Consider the following 15,462-nt stretch of genomic DNA (forward strand, 5'->3'; position numbering starts at 1 on the left):
GGGACATTTCCAGCGATTTTGTACGACGCGAAATTGCGCACGGCATGTTCCGCCAACGTCGGATAATCCAACCCTCTCCCTCGTGGTTTCTGCTAGGATGGCCGGCCAGGCAGCAATGGAGAATTTCGATGGCTGGTCCGGGCGCGGAAATGGTGCGAATCGTACGTCGCAACAAGCTGGTTGGCTTTTGGGCGGCGGAGAAACTGGCCCTTGCCGGCGAAAATGCCAAGACCTACTCGGATGGTCTTGCGATGGCGGCGCTGGACGTCGAACGCAGCGACATTCTTGCGATCATTCGAAGAGACTTTGACGCGGCAGGCGTGGTCCAATCCGACGACGACATTCTGGCGGTCATGAACGTTTGCTGGCTGGAGGCGGGAAAACGAACAAAGGGGTCAGACGGCAGCGATGCAGCGCTGGTGCAGATTGCACGTCACCTCATGCAAGGATCGTGAGCGACGGATCCTCTCCGGCGCAACAGCTATTCGGGTGCCACGAACGTCGATGCCGGCAAGCTGCTGGTCAACGGCAACCAGTCGATTGCAACCGGACTGACGACGGTTGGTTCTGGTGCCGTGCCCGGCGGCAGCGGCACGATCGGCGGCAGCGTCGTCCTGAACGACCGCGGCACGCTGGCGCCCGGCAACAGCCCGGGAACGTTGACGATCAATGGCAATCTGTCGCTCGCTGCCGCTTCCTTCCTCGATTTCGAATTCGGCCAGGCCAATGTCGCCGGTGGCGCGCTCAACGATCTTGTCGATGTCGGTGGCAACCTGGTGCTCGACGCCACGCTCAACGTTTCCGTCCCCTCCGGCGGCAGCTTCGGCGCCGGCATCTACCGGGTCTTCAACTGCGGCGGCACGCTGACCAACATTGGTCTACAAAGCGCTCGCCTGTCACGACCGCTTTGTCAGGACATACCCTTTCCGAGGCCACGTTCGCAGTTGTCTCCGCTAACGCGGCCAGATCCTTAGCCGGAAGCGGGGATGGCCCGGGGCTTCATCGTGGCCCTCGGGGTGCTCGAGTTTTCCAGTGCCGAAAGTGCCGCGGCGTCCCATTGGGAGAGGATATGTTCGGCGTCGTAGCGTCTGACATTGGCTTCGGCGTTGGCCGCGAGACGGGCGCGCAGGGTCTCGTCGCCCATCAGGTTGGAGAGGGCTTCGGCCAGGGTGTTGATGTCGCCGTTTTCGACGAGAATGCCGTCGTCGCCGTTGGCAATCATGTCGGTCGGGCCCCATTCGCAGGCGAAGGAGACGACGGGGAGGCCTGCGGCCATCGCTTCAAGCAGGGCGATGCCCCAGCCTTCGTAGCGGGATGACAGGACGAAGAGGTCGGCGGTTTCGACCCAGAGGCCGGGTTTCGCGGTGACGCCGGGCATTTCTACCCGGGCGGCCAATCCGAGCGCGTTGCGCTGGGCTTCCAGCGCTTTTCTCGCCTCACCTTCGCCCCAGATGACGAGCTTCCATTCGGGGTGGTCGCTGGCCACCTTGGCGAAGGCTTCGAGCAGCAGATCGAAGCCCTTTTGCTCAGTCAGGCGCCCGACAGCGGTGAGCACATTGTTGCCGCGCTTCTTTTGCCAGCCGTCGGGCAGATTGATCGCATTGGCGATCACCCGGCTGGAGCGGCGAACATTCGGCGGGAAATAGTCCAGCGCGCCCTTGGTCATCGTCACCAGCGCAAAAGCGCGCGGGTAGAGACGAAGCTGCAGCCACTTCCAGAAGGGGCCGAAGGGCTGCACCGCCGGGTTGTTGCGCTCGGACACGATCACCGGGAGCCTGAGGCCTCGTGTTGCGAGCAGTGTCAACACGTTCGTGCGCGTCAGGAAGCTCAGCACGAAGTCGGGACGGGTGCGGCTGATCGTCGAGCGCAGTCGGTAGAGCCGCCTTGCCACCAGCCAGGCGGCCCGCAGCTTGCCAGCCTTCTGAACCGGCACGTCGAGCCGCTCGATGGTGACGCGCGGATCGAGCCTGTAATAGGGTTCGGAGGTCGGCGCTTCGAGCGTAATCACCGTGACGGTGCAGCCGAGGCGGGCCCAGTGGCTGGCAACGAGACTGACGACGTGCTCGGTGCCGCCGGCGCCGAGTGCAGAAACAATGATGGTTATGCGCGCGCCAGCGATGCCGGCGGCTCCGACGATGTCGGCACCTGTATCTTGATCCAATTTGGATTGCCCCTCGCTCTCCGCTTTCTATTATTAACAACTCCTTAAATTCGCGCAATGGGACTTTCGCAGTGTGGTAAATGCGCTGGCGAACAGCCGATCGCGGCTGGCCGGCGCGCAGTTCGTATGTCCCATCGGCAAGGCAAGACCAGACGTTCGAAGGCCTCAGCCTGTGCAATGGGCGCCGAGGATGGGGCGGGTTGAAGCGGCGCGCGGGGGAAGGTGTCGTCTCTGGGAATACCGGGCGGCTGGTGCTCGCAGGGGCTACCGTGCGCGCAAAAAAAATGCCCGCGGGAGGCGGGCAGTTTTGGAGTGGGCGCATACGCTCAAACATGTTGCGCCTCGCTCCAAGGTGGCCGTCAGAGGTCAAGGATCCGTAAATGCGCGATAGCTAAAAATAGCGAATGGCAGCGGCCCGTCGTCCCCGCCAGCCGCCGCCGTCCGGATTCCAGCGGAGAACCGGTGGCTGGGGTCGATTTTTTGTCCGGGGACATCAGCCGTAGCATCGGCCGGATATTGCCACCGGGCGTGGTGGCGCGGAAGCGGCAGAGACGGGTCGCCGTTCGCCGATGCCGTGATACAGGGGGCCCGGCAAGCCTTTGCTTTTCCGTATTTGTTTCGCTCATAGCCCGCGCCGATGCCTGCGTCCGCCGTCCGCATGGTGTGGATGTTCGCCAGCGCAGGGCGAAAGTGGCGGCACAACCATGGCGGAATCTCTAAGAAAGGAATTGTTAATTTAAGCAATGAATAATGAAAAAGGGGGTTGAAGATCGCCGCCTTTTCGCCCAAAGGAAGCCCCAGGCGGCTGGACCGCTATTCGAAAGGACGTTTATGCGAATCAAAACCGCATGTGCCGGCGTAGGCCGCACCGCCGTTTCGGGTTTCAAGTTTCTCGTACCGACGACATCAGTTCTAAGCCTCCTGCTTCTGTCCGCCGGCTGCTCGTCGACGGTCGTCAGCGAAACGCCGCTGTTTGCATCGGGCCATTCGAGTGCCTATGCGAGCCCTTCGATCAAGGTCCGCAAGGAAGAGAAGCAGCTGAAGATCGCCGAGGCGGATGAAGACATCGTCGAGCCGGCACCGACGCGCAGGCGCACGGCAACCTACCTCGGCCGCGCGCCCTATATCTGCTCGCCGAGCGGCTTCGGGCGCACGTCGCACTGTTTCCTCAGAGCCTCGCTCTAACAGTCTGTCGCGTTCGGGAAGGCAGGCGCAATCGATCATGGAGACGGGGCGGTTGCCAGCCTTGGCGGCGGCCTTTTTGCCATCCGGGCATGACGCCCACGGCCTCGCGATCGCACCGGCTTCCAGCGCGCAGCAAGCCATGTCTGGTTTTATGCGGTGCCAGATGTGGCACGCTGGAGAAAATCGTTGCCTATTGCTGTCCCAAGATCGGTCCTCGGTGCTGGCGCGCTGGCGCTTCTGGCGGTTGCCGGAGTCACGCCGGGCCGCGCGCAGGATCCCGTAGACGGTATTGATCGGTCGCTGACGACCGCCGCCATCACGCCTGAGGCAAGGGAGCGGGAAACACGCACGGTCGAAATCGGTGTTTACGATCCGCATGATGCGGTCGCATCCAGCGACGCGCTGACACTCGAGCATGTCTTCGTCTACTGGCAGAAGCCGGATCGGGCGCAGCTGAAACGGAAGTTCGCAAATGCCGCGCGACAGGGGCGGGCGCTGATGCTTTCGGTCGAGCCCTATACCCATGCCGCCGACTGGCGCGCCGGCGGCAACCGGCTGTTTGCCGATATCGGCAAGGGCCGCTTCGATCGCGAGATTACCGATATTTGCACGCGCGCCGCCGACTTCCGCGGGCCGGTCTACATTCGCTGGGGCCATGAGATGGAAGAGCCCGGCGAGCGCTATCCCTGGGCGCGGCGCGACAGCGAAGGCTACAAGACGGCGTTCCGCTACTTCGTCAGCAAGTGCCGGGAACTCGCGCCGGCCGCCCGCTACGTCTGGTCGCCGAAGGGCCATCGCAATCTCGCGGCCTATTATCCGGGCGACGATGTCGTCGATGCGATCGGCATCCCGGTTTGGGGCCTGCAGAAGATGGACGTCGACTATTGGGGTCGCGAGCGTCGCTTCGGCGAAGCGCTCAAGGAAAAGTACCAGCGCGTTTCGCGTTACGGCAAGCCCGTGATCGTTGCCGAACTCGGGGTCTCCGGCTCGGCCGATTACAAGCGTGCATGGTATGCCGAAATCCTGGATCAGCAGACCTACCGCCAGGCCTTCCCGCTTCTGACGACCGTCGTCTTCTTCAACGACAAGGAGCCGTACAAGTGGCCGCTCGGTTACGGAGCGCCGGACTGGCGGCTCGACAAGGCGGCGCTCAAGGCGCTTGCCGACCGTGGACCGAAGGAAGCGGCCGAACTCGCCGACTGATCGCCGCGCGTGGCATGAAATCTTGCTGATCGCAGCTGAGGTGCTTTCGGTCGGGGCGATGCGCCGATCGTCCTTCGGCGCATCGTGAAAGCTTCAAACGCCGAGCCCTTGATATCCCGGATCACCGTTGCGGTTCCGGATCATCCCGGTCGCCCGGATCAGGCCAGCAACAGGCCCGATTCCCGGGCGGCTGCGGCAAAGCAGCGGCTCGCCCGGTCCGTACTCGTCAATCCATCCAGCGCATCCAGGCAGCGCCTGAGGGCTGCGCGATATTCCCGGCCACGACGGCCCGGCCACTGCCTGAGCAGTTCCACGGCTTCGAACACCGTTCTGACCACGGTCTGCCGTCGTGCCGAAAGTTTCAGGGGGATGGGAGTGGGAAAGAGTTTCTCGCTCATTGCATTCCTCGTTCACAGTCTTTTCGAGCGAGAGGGCAACGCGAGAGCAGCGGGATGGTTCCATGTTGTCGACCGATTTTATTCGCGCTGACGGCAGGCGAGTTCTCTCCGGCTTTGCGAACCTGATCTTTTGGTTGCGTCGCTTTTGCCGACGGCGGACGAAGGGAGGTCCGACGGGAGCTCCATCGAGCTCGGACCGGTGTTGAAAAGCTTTGAAAATCCAGGCCCGGCGCAGGTGGCGGCACTAGAGTTCCAGCGCTGCCTTGAGGTCGGTCGACTTCAGAACGCGCAGGTCGAGGTCGGCTTCGATATGGTCGATGTGGTGGACCATCAGCCGCGCGGCCGCGTCGATGTCGCCACGCTCGATCGCGTTGACGATCTCGTCGTGTTCGCTGTGGCCGCAGCTCGAAACGGTCGATTGTCCGTAAAGCGCGATGACCAGCGAGGAGCGGGCGACGAGCTCGTCCATGAAGCGGCGCAGAATGGTGTTGCCGGAGAGGTCGGCAAGCGCCAGGTGGAAATCACCCGATGCCTTGATTTCCGCACGACGGGCCGATTGACCGCGCTGTTCGGTCAGTTGGCGCTCGGCTGCCAGCATGCGCCTGAGTTCGGAAAGCTCCGCCTTGCCGATCTGGGCGGCGGCGGCGCGCACGACGCCGGGTTCGATCAGCCGGCGGGTCGCAAAGATCTGGCGCGCCTCATCGATCGAAGGGTGCGCAACAAAGGCGCCGCGGTTCTTCTCGACGTTGACGAGGCCCTCATAGGACAGCGCCTGCAGGGCGGCGCGCACCAGCGTTCGGCTGACATTGAACAGTTCGCCGACGTCGCTTTCCGAAAGCTTGGTGCCAGGCGCAAGCCGCCGCTCGACGATCGCATCGCGCAATGTATCGCGGATGTGCTGACTGCCGGTGTCGGTGGTCGGGTCTGTGGCCAGTTCGGTCTGATGGGGCGTGGTGGTCAAGGACATGAATCGATCCGCGAAGCAACGCGCCATCTTATCGTCGGACGAAGCGAAGGGAAACGACAATCTGACGCGCAAAGGTTGCGGGGCATCGTCCGGTCGAGCGAGGCTACTTGTCGAGCTCCGGATAGACCCGGTCGAGGAAGCCCGGTCGCAATTTCTCGCCGATCAGGCAATCGGGCGCCGGGAAGGCATCGACATAGCGTATGGTCGGCGGCGGTGGCAGGCCGCTGACTTCGAGCACCAGTTTCTGGCGGATCGCGATGGAGAAATCTTCGGGCTCGTGCACCGGCAGCACGAAGGAGCCGGGGCCGCCGATGACACATTCGGCATAATATTGGTCAAGCGGGCCGGTCGAAACCGACGGGCGGATGAGGATGGCAAGCCCGTTGATGGTGATGCCGCGCGTGATCGCGATCTCGCGGGCTGGAAGCACCGGCGGGCCGATGTTGTTCGGCCCGTCGCCGGAGATGTCGATGACCCTTCGCACGCCGCTGAACGCGTTGGAATCGATCAGCGCCGTGCCATAGGTGATGGCGTTGGAGATGGAGGTGCCGCGGCGTGTGCCGACCGGCCGCGCTTCGATCAGCTTGGCGAAGGCGTCGGCGTCGGCGGCATTGTCGATGACCTTCCAGGCGACAACGGAGGACTCGTTCACCGTTCCGGCCCATTCGAAATAGCCGATGGCGATCTTGCCCAGCTGGCCGCTTTCGACCGCATCAAGGAAGTCGCGATGCCGGAGTGCCTCGACATAGCCGGCCCTCTGGATGCGGGCCTCGTCGAGATCCATCGAGCCGGACATGTCGACCGCCAGGATCAGTTCGACGTCGACATTCGTCGCCTCGGCGGTCGATGGGCTCGGGCCACCACTCAATGAAAGGAGTAACGCCAACACGCTCAACATCGCTTCAACCAGTCATTGCGCGCGGTCAGATTAGAAGACTGTAACACAAGATTGGATTTCGGCGACCGTTTGGGTGTAGTTGGCCTTCACTAAAGAGTGATTTTGCCGGGTCCTGCATGAGGCCGGATGTCGGACAGGAAAGGCGAAATGCCGCAGCGTACGGAAAATACTGAGCGATTTCAGATCGATCGATTGCAGCAGGCGGCGTTCGGGTATTTCCTCGAACATTCGGATCCGGTCACCGGACTGATCGCCGACACCGCGTTGCCGGGCGCGCCGGCGAGCATCGCTGCGACCGGCTTCGGCCTTTCCTGCTATCCGATCGGCGTCGAGCGCGGCTGGCTCTCGCGCAGCGATGCGGCGCGGCGGGTGGTGACGACCCTGCGCTTCCTTGTCCAAAGCCCGCAGTCCCGCCACCGGCAGGCGACCGGCTATCGCGGCTTCTACCATCACTTCCTCGACATGCGGACCGGCGAGCGCACCTGGCAGAGCGAGCTTTCGACCGTCGATACGGCGCTGCTGATCGCCGGCTGCCTGACCGCCTCTGCATATTTTTCCGGTAGGGATGCGGACGAATGCGAGATCCGCGCTCTTGCCGATCGGCTCTATGCGCGGGTGGACTGGCGCTGGGCGCTCAATCGGGGCGACACGCTGACGATGGGCTGGCGGCCGCCGGGGCGGTTCTTGAAGCATCGCTGGCGGGGTTACAGCGAAGCGCTGCTGCTCTATGTGCTGGCACTCGGCGCGCCCGACCATTCGATCGAACCGGAGCACTATGCGGCCTTTGCCGAGGGCCATGACTGGATTCCCGTCGACGGCCGGCCGCATCTGCATGCGGCGCCACTCTTCATCCATCTCTTTCCGCAGGCCTGGCTCGATCTGCGCGGGCTTTCCGACCGGACGATGCGGGAGCGGGGGACGGATTATTTCGAGAATACCCGACGCGCCATCGCCTTGCAGCGGGACCATGCGCGCTCCAATCCCGGCGGTTTCGCCGGATATGGCGAGGACCTGTGGGGTCTGAGCGCCTGCCATGCGCCCCGCGGCCGGCTGCGGCTTGCGGATGGGCGCCAGCAGCGGCTTTTCGGCTATGTGAACCGCGGCGCACCCTACGGCCTTGATGACGGCACGCTCGTGCCCTGGGCGCCGCTTGCCTGCCTGCCGTTCGAGCCGGATGCGGCGCAGGCCTCCCTCGTGCATATGGCAGACAGTTATCCGGGACTTTTGAGCGAAGGGCGCTTTCCTGGCGGCTTTAATCCGAGCCTGGCCGCCGGCACAGGCCCGGAGGGCTGGATCGATGCGCGTGTCGTCGGTCTTGACCAGGGCATCGTTGTCATGATGATCGAGAACTGGCAAAGCGGCCTTAGCTGGGCGCTGATGCGCAGCATACCGGCGATCCGCCTCGGCCTTGAGCGGGCGGGCTTCGACGGTGGCTGGCTGCAGGAGGGGGAAGGCGCGTGTGGTAATCCGCCCGCATCCCGCGCCAGAGGATGAGAATGGACGACGGAGACGGCATGCGCTCGAACGACCACCGGCCGACAGCGGAGACCGCGGCGTTTGCGCCGCAGGCGCTGGCCGTCGCCGACCATCTGCGTGCCCAGTTTCCCGAGGCTGCCGTCTCGCTCGGGCCGGCGGCCAGTGATTTCAGCGCGCCGGGTGACTTCTGGGCTACGGGCAGCGCTGGCCTTGAGGCGGGGCTCGCCTATCAGGATTTCTTCGGGGTCGGCATGACCGACCGGGTCCGGGCGGCGCATCTGATCGCCTTCTATAGCCGCCAGCTGAGCGTAGTCCTTGGCGCGTTCCATCTCGGCGCCGGGTTGCAGGCGGAGGTGGCCGGCATTCGTTTCGAGGATTGGACGCGGCTTCACCGTGGCGTCGAAATCGCGGGCAAGCGCTATCATTTTCGCCTGCATCCGCCGGCCACGGAGCGCCAGGGTGGCGAAGGCGTCAGCGCATTCGAACAGGGCTTCATCGCCCATCTGGTACCCGTCGTTGCGGTTCTGAAAGCGCGAGCAGGGCTGTCGAGCGGGGCGCAATGGCGGCTCGCGGCCGATGCCCTGGCCGGCGCGTTCCTGGAAATCGGCCGCGCGATCGGCGACGAGGCGCGCGGCAGGGCCGAGGCGCTGGCGATCGTCAAACGACCGGGTTCGCGGCTCTACTCAGAGGAGCTCTGCTACGAGCAGATCGCGGCTCTCGATCCGGCAAGCGGCGCTCAGCTGTCGCGCCAGTATCGGATCCGTTGCGGCTGCTGTCTCTACTTCAAGACGGAAGGGGGCAGCTTCTGCGACACTTGCGTGCTGCTGGAGCCGGAAGATCGCCGCGCGCGGCTGGCGGCGCATCTCATGCAAAACGGCGGGACCTGAACCCCGCCGTCGCTTTGCTGACGATCTGTGATCAGTGATCACTGTGCCTTGACGAAGCGCTCGTTGATGAAGCCGGAGACGACGCCGAGCACGATCCAGAAGGCGAGCGTGGTGGCGAGTGCGGCAACCGCAAACTCGGCGCCGAGCACGGCCGGAACGTTGCTGGTGATATCGAGCGGCTGCGGCGCACCGTAGACATGGGGTGCTGCGATCAGCACCAGGCCTGCGACCTTGGAGACGATCTCCTCGCGCAGGACAACGAGATAGAGGCCGACGGCGGAGAGCGCCACTGTCACCAGCCACCAGGTCTGGCGGTCGCCGAGTTCGGCTGCCGGAAAGCCCGGCAGTTCCGGCGGCAGACCGATCGCCGGCAGCATGTGCACGGCAAGCCAGCCGCAGGCGCCCCACAGCGCGCCGTTCCTGAGCGTGATCGGGTAGCCGATCACCAGGCTGACGCCGGCGAGCAGCAGGCCGAAGCCGGAACCTGTGACGAGGTTCGCCATCAGCGTGCCGGAGAAGCGGCTCATGCCGAACATGATGCCGCCTTCCTCATGCTCGCCCTCATGGGCATAGGCCGGGGTGATCGGCGACAAAGCGTCGAGAAAGGCGCCGAACGGCGACACGGCTTTGAGCGACGAGTGCTGGTCGTGGTTTTCTGCGGCCGGCTGTGCCGCACCCGGCTGGGCGGCGGGCTGTTCGGTGGCGGCCGGTGCCTCGCCTTCGAATTCTTCTGCATGCAGGATCAGCGGTGTGACGCGCAGTTCCTGGGCGCCGGTCATGAAGACACCGGCAATCAATCCAGCCACGATCGCGGCCAGAAGCGTTCTGACAATCATCTTGAAATCCCTCGATAACGACAAAAGCCACGCCCTGTGGCGTGGTCCTTGAGCCTTCCCATTTTCCCTATGCTGCGGATGGCCTTCGCGCGCCGGAAAAACCGGGATGCACGCAGGCCTCCATCCGGCTCGGGCCGGATGCGTTCAGGTCCGCAGATTGTTCGATGCGGAACGTTGTTCACGTTCCGGCGCATCGGTCAGTGGCAGGGGAAGCCGTAGGAGTGGCGGGTGTCGTGCGCCGTGTCGTGCAGCACTGCCGAGTTGGCAAGGCCGGCGCCAAAGACGAGGAATGCGCCGATGAAGAGCGCGATGACGCCAGCGGTCAGACGATCGCTGAGGGAGAGCGGGGTGCTCGAAATGGTAGACGTAGCCATGACAACCTCCGTGATGGCATCGGGAAATTCCCGGTTGGGCCCTATGCCCGTATCGAGTGGCAGGTTTCCTGGCTCACGGCGTTGGGCTCGATGCCCTCGATCTGCCTCGCCTTCCCAGCTCGGCCGCCCTCTCGCGGTCTTGCCAGTGGCTTCTTCCGGATCGCTCCGGAACGGTGGATCGACGTCGCTCTACAGTCGCGGGGTCGGCCGTGATTTGAATGCCCAGCTTGGGTCCATCCGTCACATTCCCGTTTACTCCCGAAACACGTTCGCGTCCCGGGAACCAATCGATCCCAGATGATTAGGATTGTGTCATGGAGTTGTCAATTGAGTGCGCGCCGCCGCGCGGTCCATCCGCGACAAAATCCTTGATGGTCATGCGTTTGTAGGCTTCGACGATCTGGTCACCCTCGGCCCGGTCGACCGAGACTGCAAGTCGCATGGTGCAGTCGCCGAGATGCATGATCAGGAAGGCGGCGCTGTCGATCTCTTCGCGCGGCGTCTCCGGCACAAGGCGGGCCCAGACATCGGCAAGCAGCTTTCCGCCGGCGCGGCTTTGCGCAAGATCGATCTCGCGCAGTGCCTTGTCGGCCTGCATCGCCGACCAGATGTCGCGCATGACCGGCTCGGCGAGGAACATGTCATAGTAGATGTCGAACAGCAGCGAGAAGGCGTCGCGCAGTTCGGCTATCGACGTGACCTTGGCCAGTTCGGCCGCGATGCACTCGTTGCAGACCGCATTGTAGCGCTCGGCCAGCGTGCGCACGATTGCCGCCTTGTCGGGGAAGTACTGATAAAGTGATCCGATCGAAATCCCAGCCTTTTCAGCGACTTCGCTCATGCGCATGGCGTCACTGCCCTTCTCCTGGATGAGCGCCGTCGCGCAGGCAAGGATCTGCTCGACGCGCTCGCGGCTGCGCTTCTGGCTCGGCGTCCGGCGCAGCGCAGGCTCGTCGTCGGCGGGAAGCGTGGCGGGACTTGCATCTGGAATCATGAGTAATGCTCACATTTTGGCTTGACTCCTAAAATACGAGGATTTATCACATTTGCAAATGTGAGAGATGCTCATGTTTGTTGGTGGAACCTCAGGAGGAAACGATGTCTCAGAAAGTCACACTGGTTTTGGGCGGTACCGGCAAGACGGGGCGGCGGGTGGCCGATCGCCTTCGGGAGCGGGGCATAGCGGTCCGCATCGGCGCCCGTTCGGCGTCGCCTTCCTTCGATTGGACGGATGAGGCGACCTGGGCGCCCGCCCTTGAAAATGTCGATCGCATCTATGTCTGCTACCAGCCCGATCTGGCGGTGCCGGGCGCCGTCGACGTCATCGACCGGTTCTCGAGCCTTGCCGTTCGCTCGGGCATCAAGCGGCTGGTGCTCCTGTCGGGCCGCGGCGAGGACGAGGCGGAAGCCTCCGAGCGTGCGCTGCAGGCCTCCGGCGCCGATTGGACGGTCATCCGGGGCAGCTGGTTCTTCGAGAATTTCGACGAAGGCTTCCTCGCCGACAGCGTGGTGAGTGGTTCGGTCTTCCTGCCGGTGGACGAGGTCACCGAGCCCTTCGTCAGTTGCGACGACATCGCCGACGTGGCGGTTGAGGCCCTTCTGGACGATGCGCATATCGGCAAGGTCTATGCCTTGACCGGCCCGCGCCTGATGACCTTTGCCCAGGCCGTCGCCGAGATCGCCGCGGCCGCCAACCGTCGGATCTCTTATCAGGCCATTCCGGTTTCCGACTTCGCAGCGCATCTCAAGGCGGACGGCGTGCCGGATGACTATGTCGAACTCATCCGCTATCTCTTCACCTCGGTGCTCGACGGACGCAATTCCAGCATGACGTCCGATGTCGAGCGCGTGCTTGGGCGGCGTCCGCGCGACTTTGCCGATTACGCCCGGGAAACCGCAGCAACTGGTGTTTGGAGTCTTGCCGCATGATCCCGCTGATCCCCGCTCTGGCGTTTGCCGCCGCGATCGGTTCCGGCCTGATGGCCGGGCTGTTCTTCATCTTCTCGGTTTGCATCATGCAGGCCCTGTCGCGGCTGCCGCCGGAGCAGGGGATCGCCGCGATGAACGCCATCAATGTCGTGATCCAGAACCCGATCTTCCTCAGCGCCTTCATGGGCACGGCGCTGCTCGCCCTGGCGCTCGTCGTCGTCGCCTTCATCTCGGGGGGCGAGGGCAGGTGGTGGCTTGCCGCCGGTGGCATTGCCTATGTCGTTGGCGTGCTGCTGGTGACCATTGTCTTCAACGTGCCGATGAATGACGCACTCGCCGCGGCAGCCCCCGGTCAGGCGGCGACCGATCTCTGGCGTGAGCGCTATCTGACCGATTGGGTCTGGTGGAACCACGTGCGCACATGGGCCTCGATCGGCGCGCTGGCGTTTTTCGTTCTCGGTTTCGCCCGAGCCTGACGAAAAGCGCCGGCAAGTCGATCCTTGCCGGCGCCTGCACGCGTCCTGACCTTCAAGCCCATCCCGCCGTCAGGGCTTCGGAATACGCGCGTCGTATTGCGCTTCAAGGTCGGCAAACTTGCTCCAGAAGGCTGCCGGCTTTTCGCCTTCGAGCAGAGCGCGCAAAATGTCGAGGTGCACGTGCCAGCCGGCGGAGAAGCTGGTCATGACCGCGCGGTCGGCGATGCGCTTATGGGTGACGACGAGCAGCACCTTGTCCCCGCGGGGGCTGAGCTCGAAGCGGACCTCCGACGGGGTGCCGGTCTCTTCGTTCCAGGTATAGGCCAGTAGTCGTGGCGGCTCCCAGGCGAGCACGTGGCCGTAATTGCGCACCTCGCCGGCGTGCTCGGCGTATTTCTGCGGTGGCCGATCGTCCTCCGTCGTCAGTTCCGAATGGCGGAAGACGTGCTCGACCTCGGCCCCTTCCTTCGATCCGATCGTTCCGGACGCCATCCAGAGCCGGCGCTTGCTTTCCTCCGTCAGATAGGACCAGACCCGCTCGATCGGGCCGGGAAGCAGGCGCTCGATGCGCACCGCGTCCGGTGCGACGACACGGCCGTAGTCGGCGCCGGCAAAGGCTGTGGCAGACGAAGTCATGGCTTTTCCTCCGGATCAGTTTGGATTGTGGCGTCTTCGGCGAGAAGCAGCGCCTCGAGTGCGTCGATGCGGGTGCGCCAGAAGGCTTCGTAGTGGCGCATCCATTCCATGCCTGCATGCATCGGCGCGGCATCGAGCCGGCACACATGCGTGCGACCTTTCACTTCGCGGCGCACCAGACCTGCTCCTTCCAGCACCTTGATGTGCTTCGATGCCGCGGCCAGCGAGATCGAGAACGGCGCCGCAAGCTCGCCCACCAGTCTTTCGCCCTGCGAAAGGTCCTGGAGCATGGCGCGCCGCGTCGGGTCCGAAAGCGCGTGAAACACGGCATCGAGATGTGCGTTCTGATATTCAACCATATTGTTGAATATCCTCTCGGTCGACCTAATTGTCAACCGTTCGGTTGAATTTAAAAGTATCGCGAAAAGAGACCACGCCGCGGTGGGTCGTCGTGGAGGCGCCGTCCCGTCCAGGCGGCAAGCGCATCGGCAAGATCGTCGGTCGGCACCATCTGGGCAAACTGTTCGCTTTCGACCAGCAGCCCCTCGGCGATCGACATGTTGAGGCCGCGGGTGACGGCGGTGATGATCGAGCGCACTGCAAGCGGGGAGTGGCCGATGATGCGTTTTGCCAGGTCACGGGCGGCCGACATCAGTTCCTCATGAGCGACGACGTGGTTGACGAGCCCCAGCTCCAGCGCGCGATCGGCCAAGAAATCCTCGCCTGTCAGCAGCAGTTCAAGCGCGCGCTTGCGGCCGGCGAGCCGCGGCAGGCGCTGGGTGCCGCCGAAGGTCGGCGGCATGCCGAGCTTGATTTCCGGTTTGGCAAAACGCGCCCGGTCGCTTGCAACAGCGAGATGCACCGCTTCGGTGATCTCGCAGCCGCCGCCATAGGCAAGCCCGTTGACGGCAGCGATGACCGGCTTCGGAAAGGCTTCGAGCCGGGCCGTCAGGCCCTGGCCGCGACGGACGAAATCGCGCACGGCCGGGTTTACGCCCTTGGCCACGCTTTCCGAGAACTCATGGATATCGCCGCCGGCGGAAAAGGCGCGGTCGCCGGTGCCGGTGATGATCACGGCGCCGACGCCGTCGTTCGCTTCGATCTGGTCGAGAAGGCTCATGAGCCGGTCGATCAGCTCGTAGTTCAGCGCGTTGAGTTTCTCTGGTCGGTTGAGAGTGAGGAGGGCGATGCCCTCGGAAATCTGCATCAGCACGGTGTTCGACATGGTTGCTCTCCGGCAGCTGTTGACGGGGAGAGGCTAGGTGAGGGAAGATGCCATGTATATTCACTAGTCGGTATACATGAGAGATGGCGAAAGCAGAGAAATCGACCCGGGACCTGATCGTCGCAGCGGCGGAAAAGCTGTTTTATGCCGAGGGCATCCGCGCCGTCAGCGTCGATGCGGTGGCGGAAGCCGCGGGCGTGACCAAACGCACGCTCTACTATCATTTCGACAGCAAGGACGAGCTGATCGCCGCCTATCTCGAAGGCCGCGACCAGCCCAATCTGAAACTCTTCCGCAAGTGGTTCGACGCGGGCGACGGGGACATTGCCGACAAGGTCGAGGCGATCTTCGTCAACCTGGCGCGGGCGGCGCGCCATCCGAAATGGAAGGGCTGTGGCTTCCTGCGCACCTCCGCCGAGCTTGCCAACATGCCCGGTCATCCGGCGATCCGCATCGGTGCCGCCCACAAGAAGAAGTTCGAGGCCTGGATTGCCGAGACCTTTACCGAAGCCGGTGTCGCCGAGCCGGCCGTGCTGGCAAAGCAGATCCTGCTGCTGCTCGACGGCAGTTTCGCGGTCGTGCTGCTGCACCGGGATCCAAACTACATGGAGGTGGCGGGCAAGGCTGCGGCGACGCTTGTGCGGGTGGCGCTTGCCGGAGCAAACCCGAAGGCGCCATCGGAACATGCGGCGGCTTCATTCTGAAGCGAGGCGATTTCCGCTTTCAATCGGCTGCCGTTGGCGGGCAGTATGGGCTGTATCGTTATCAGCCGAACAACCAGTAAGCGTCGATGCTGCCGCGTTGCGGCGCG

General features: G+C 63.8%; 20 protein-coding genes and 1 riboswitch. Of the genes, 9 read left to right on the plus strand and 11 right to left on the minus strand.

Annotated elements, in window-relative coordinates:
• Window positions 1–128: 128 nt before the first annotated feature.
• Together IB262_RS00085 and IB262_RS00090 are read left to right on the plus strand one after the other, a co-directional pair.
• On the plus strand, window positions 129–455 hold the full coding sequence (locus tag IB262_RS00085) for an ATPase inhibitor subunit zeta (protein ID WP_060515850.1): 327 nt from the start codon (window positions 129–131) through the stop codon (window positions 453–455).
• 120 nt (window positions 456–575) lie between these two features.
• The gene (locus tag IB262_RS00090) at window positions 576–974 is read left to right on the plus strand and encodes a hypothetical protein (RefSeq protein WP_090294399.1); all 399 of its coding nucleotides are present in this window, start codon (window positions 576–578) and stop codon (window positions 972–974) included.
• On the opposite strand, the gene IB262_RS00095 is transcribed toward IB262_RS00090, so the two are convergent.
• Window positions 971–2,161 (minus strand): glycosyltransferase family 4 protein, encoded by a 1,191-nt coding sequence (locus IB262_RS00095; RefSeq protein ID WP_192493343.1) that lies wholly within the window; start codon window positions 2,159–2,161, stop codon window positions 971–973. The genes IB262_RS00090 and IB262_RS00095 overlap by 4 nt on opposite strands.
• Window positions 2,162–2,527: 366 nt before the next feature.
• The gene (locus IB262_RS00100) at window positions 2,528–2,950 is read right to left on the minus strand and encodes a hypothetical protein (RefSeq protein WP_162728679.1); all 423 of its coding nucleotides are present in this window, start codon (window positions 2,948–2,950) and stop codon (window positions 2,528–2,530) included.
• Window positions 2,951–2,992: 42 nt separating this feature from the next.
• Between IB262_RS00100 and IB262_RS00105 the strand changes: the two genes are divergently transcribed.
• Window positions 2,993–3,346 carry a hypothetical protein gene (locus IB262_RS00105; RefSeq protein WP_034791958.1) on the plus strand — a complete coding sequence of 118 codons (354 nt, stop codon included), beginning with the start codon at window positions 2,993–2,995 and terminating at the stop codon, window positions 3,344–3,346.
• Window positions 3,347–3,532: 186 nt separating this feature from the next.
• The gene (locus tag IB262_RS00110; protein ID WP_051659238.1) at window positions 3,533–4,549 is read left to right on the plus strand and encodes a glycosyl hydrolase; all 1,017 of its coding nucleotides are present in this window, start codon (window positions 3,533–3,535) and stop codon (window positions 4,547–4,549) included.
• Between the two features lie 158 nt (window positions 4,550–4,707).
• Here the strand turns inward: IB262_RS00110 and IB262_RS00115 are convergent, their stop codons facing one another.
• The 3 genes from IB262_RS00115 to IB262_RS00125 form a co-directional block, all read right to left on the minus strand.
• A complete protein-coding gene (locus tag IB262_RS00115) occupies window positions 4,708–4,947 on the minus strand; it encodes a DUF982 domain-containing protein (RefSeq protein WP_034791960.1) in 240 nt (79 codons plus the stop codon).
• A gap of 244 nt (window positions 4,948–5,191) precedes the next feature.
• Window positions 5,192–5,914 carry a GntR family transcriptional regulator gene (locus IB262_RS00120; protein ID WP_112974999.1) on the minus strand — a complete coding sequence of 241 codons (723 nt, stop codon included), beginning with the start codon at window positions 5,912–5,914 and terminating at the stop codon, window positions 5,192–5,194.
• Window positions 5,915–6,017: 103 nt separating this feature from the next.
• Window positions 6,018–6,812, minus strand: a complete 795-nt coding sequence (locus IB262_RS00125) for a DUF1194 domain-containing protein (protein WP_034791962.1) — start codon at window positions 6,810–6,812, stop codon at window positions 6,018–6,020.
• A gap of 147 nt (window positions 6,813–6,959) precedes the next feature.
• On the opposite strand from IB262_RS00125, the gene IB262_RS00130 reads away from it, so the two are divergent.
• Together IB262_RS00130 and IB262_RS00135 are read left to right on the plus strand one after the other, a co-directional pair.
• Window positions 6,960–8,306, plus strand: a complete 1,347-nt coding sequence (locus tag IB262_RS00130) for a glucoamylase family protein (protein WP_112974998.1) — start codon at window positions 6,960–6,962, stop codon at window positions 8,304–8,306.
• 2 nt (window positions 8,307–8,308) lie between these two features.
• Window positions 8,309–9,175, plus strand: coding sequence for a (2Fe-2S)-binding protein (locus IB262_RS00135; RefSeq protein ID WP_246802553.1), 867 nt, complete (start codon window positions 8,309–8,311; stop codon window positions 9,173–9,175).
• Window positions 9,176–9,213: 38 nt separating this feature from the next.
• Here the strand turns inward: IB262_RS00135 and IB262_RS00140 are convergent, their stop codons facing one another.
• The 3 genes from IB262_RS00140 to IB262_RS00150 form a co-directional block, all read right to left on the minus strand.
• A complete protein-coding gene (locus IB262_RS00140; RefSeq protein ID WP_110818702.1) occupies window positions 9,214–10,011 on the minus strand; it encodes a CbtA family protein in 798 nt (265 codons plus the stop codon).
• Window positions 10,012–10,208: 197 nt separating this feature from the next.
• Entirely contained in the window at window positions 10,209–10,385 is a 177-nt protein-coding gene (locus IB262_RS00145; protein ID WP_034791966.1) for a CbtB-domain containing protein, read from the minus strand.
• Between the two features lie 40 nt (window positions 10,386–10,425).
• A riboswitch (cobalamin riboswitch) is annotated at window positions 10,426–10,688 on the minus strand.
• On the minus strand, window positions 10,687–11,379 hold the full coding sequence (locus IB262_RS00150; protein ID WP_060515856.1) for a TetR/AcrR family transcriptional regulator: 693 nt from the start codon (window positions 11,377–11,379) through the stop codon (window positions 10,687–10,689). It overlaps the preceding riboswitch by 2 nt.
• A 104-nt stretch (window positions 11,380–11,483) precedes the next feature.
• Here IB262_RS00150 and IB262_RS00155 point away from each other — a divergent pair, with 104 nt between their 5' ends.
• Both IB262_RS00155 and IB262_RS00160 read left to right on the plus strand, forming a co-directional pair.
• Window positions 11,484–12,314, plus strand: a complete 831-nt coding sequence (locus tag IB262_RS00155) for an NAD(P)H-binding protein (RefSeq protein WP_112974996.1) — start codon at window positions 11,484–11,486, stop codon at window positions 12,312–12,314.
• On the plus strand, window positions 12,311–12,790 hold the full coding sequence (locus IB262_RS00160) for an anthrone oxygenase family protein (protein WP_034791970.1): 480 nt from the start codon (window positions 12,311–12,313) through the stop codon (window positions 12,788–12,790). Before IB262_RS00155 ends, IB262_RS00160 begins: the two co-directional genes overlap by 4 nt.
• Window positions 12,791–12,859: 69 nt before the next feature.
• Here IB262_RS00160 and IB262_RS00165 read toward each other — a convergent pair whose 3' ends face one another.
• From IB262_RS00165 to IB262_RS00175, 3 genes are read right to left on the minus strand one after another with little or no spacing between them, the layout of a single operon-like run.
• Window positions 12,860–13,426, minus strand: coding sequence for an SRPBCC family protein (locus IB262_RS00165; RefSeq protein WP_090294387.1), 567 nt, complete (start codon window positions 13,424–13,426; stop codon window positions 12,860–12,862).
• Window positions 13,423–13,785, minus strand: a complete 363-nt coding sequence (locus tag IB262_RS00170; RefSeq protein ID WP_034791974.1) for a metalloregulator ArsR/SmtB family transcription factor — start codon at window positions 13,783–13,785, stop codon at window positions 13,423–13,425. Before IB262_RS00170 ends, IB262_RS00165 begins: the two co-directional genes overlap by 4 nt.
• 50 nt (window positions 13,786–13,835) lie before the next feature.
• A complete protein-coding gene (locus IB262_RS00175) occupies window positions 13,836–14,651 on the minus strand; it encodes a crotonase/enoyl-CoA hydratase family protein (RefSeq protein WP_060582596.1) in 816 nt (271 codons plus the stop codon).
• Window positions 14,652–14,734: 83 nt separating this feature from the next.
• Between IB262_RS00175 and IB262_RS00180 the strand changes: the two genes are divergently transcribed.
• Window positions 14,735–15,355: a TetR/AcrR family transcriptional regulator gene (locus tag IB262_RS00180; protein ID WP_060515859.1), complete on the plus strand. Its 621-nt coding sequence runs from the start codon at window positions 14,735–14,737 to the stop codon at window positions 15,353–15,355.
• The last annotated feature ends 107 nt before the right edge of the window (window positions 15,356–15,462 follow it).

It is taken from the genome of Ensifer sp. ENS02, from assembly GCF_014851885.1.
GTDB classification, from domain to species: Bacteria; Pseudomonadota; Alphaproteobacteria; order Rhizobiales; family Rhizobiaceae; genus Ensifer; species Ensifer adhaerens.

Coding starts and splice junctions, on each gene's coding strand:
- IB262_RS00085 (WP_060515850.1), top strand. CDS start 129: ATGGCTGGTCCGGGCGCGGAAATGGTGCGAATCGTACGTCGCAACAAG.
- IB262_RS00105 (WP_034791958.1), top strand. CDS start 2,993: ATGCGAATCAAAACCGCATGTGCCGGCGTAGGCCGCACCGCCGTTTCG.
- IB262_RS00115 (WP_034791960.1), bottom strand. CDS start 4,947: ATGAGCGAGAAACTCTTTCCCACTCCCATCCCCCTGAAACTTTCGGCA.
- IB262_RS00120 (WP_112974999.1), bottom strand. CDS start 5,914: ATGTCCTTGACCACCACGCCCCATCAGACCGAACTGGCCACAGACCCG.
- IB262_RS00125 (WP_034791962.1), bottom strand. CDS start 6,812: ATGTTGAGCGTGTTGGCGTTACTCCTTTCATTGAGTGGTGGCCCGAGC.
- IB262_RS00130 (WP_112974998.1), top strand. CDS start 6,960: ATGCCGCAGCGTACGGAAAATACTGAGCGATTTCAGATCGATCGATTG.
- IB262_RS00135 (WP_246802553.1), top strand. CDS start 8,309: ATGGACGACGGAGACGGCATGCGCTCGAACGACCACCGGCCGACAGCG.
- IB262_RS00140 (WP_110818702.1), bottom strand. CDS start 10,011: ATGATTGTCAGAACGCTTCTGGCCGCGATCGTGGCTGGATTGATTGCC.
- IB262_RS00145 (WP_034791966.1), bottom strand. CDS start 10,385: ATGGCTACGTCTACCATTTCGAGCACCCCGCTCTCCCTCAGCGATCGT.
- IB262_RS00150 (WP_060515856.1), bottom strand. CDS start 11,379: ATGATTCCAGATGCAAGTCCCGCCACGCTTCCCGCCGACGACGAGCCT.
- IB262_RS00155 (WP_112974996.1), top strand. CDS start 11,484: ATGTCTCAGAAAGTCACACTGGTTTTGGGCGGTACCGGCAAGACGGGG.
- IB262_RS00160 (WP_034791970.1), top strand. CDS start 12,311: ATGATCCCGCTGATCCCCGCTCTGGCGTTTGCCGCCGCGATCGGTTCC.
- IB262_RS00165 (WP_090294387.1), bottom strand. CDS start 13,426: ATGACTTCGTCTGCCACAGCCTTTGCCGGCGCCGACTACGGCCGTGTC.
- IB262_RS00170 (WP_034791974.1), bottom strand. CDS start 13,785: ATGGTTGAATATCAGAACGCACATCTCGATGCCGTGTTTCACGCGCTT.
- IB262_RS00175 (WP_060582596.1), bottom strand. CDS start 14,651: ATGTCGAACACCGTGCTGATGCAGATTTCCGAGGGCATCGCCCTCCTC.
- IB262_RS00180 (WP_060515859.1), top strand. CDS start 14,735: ATGGCGAAAGCAGAGAAATCGACCCGGGACCTGATCGTCGCAGCGGCG.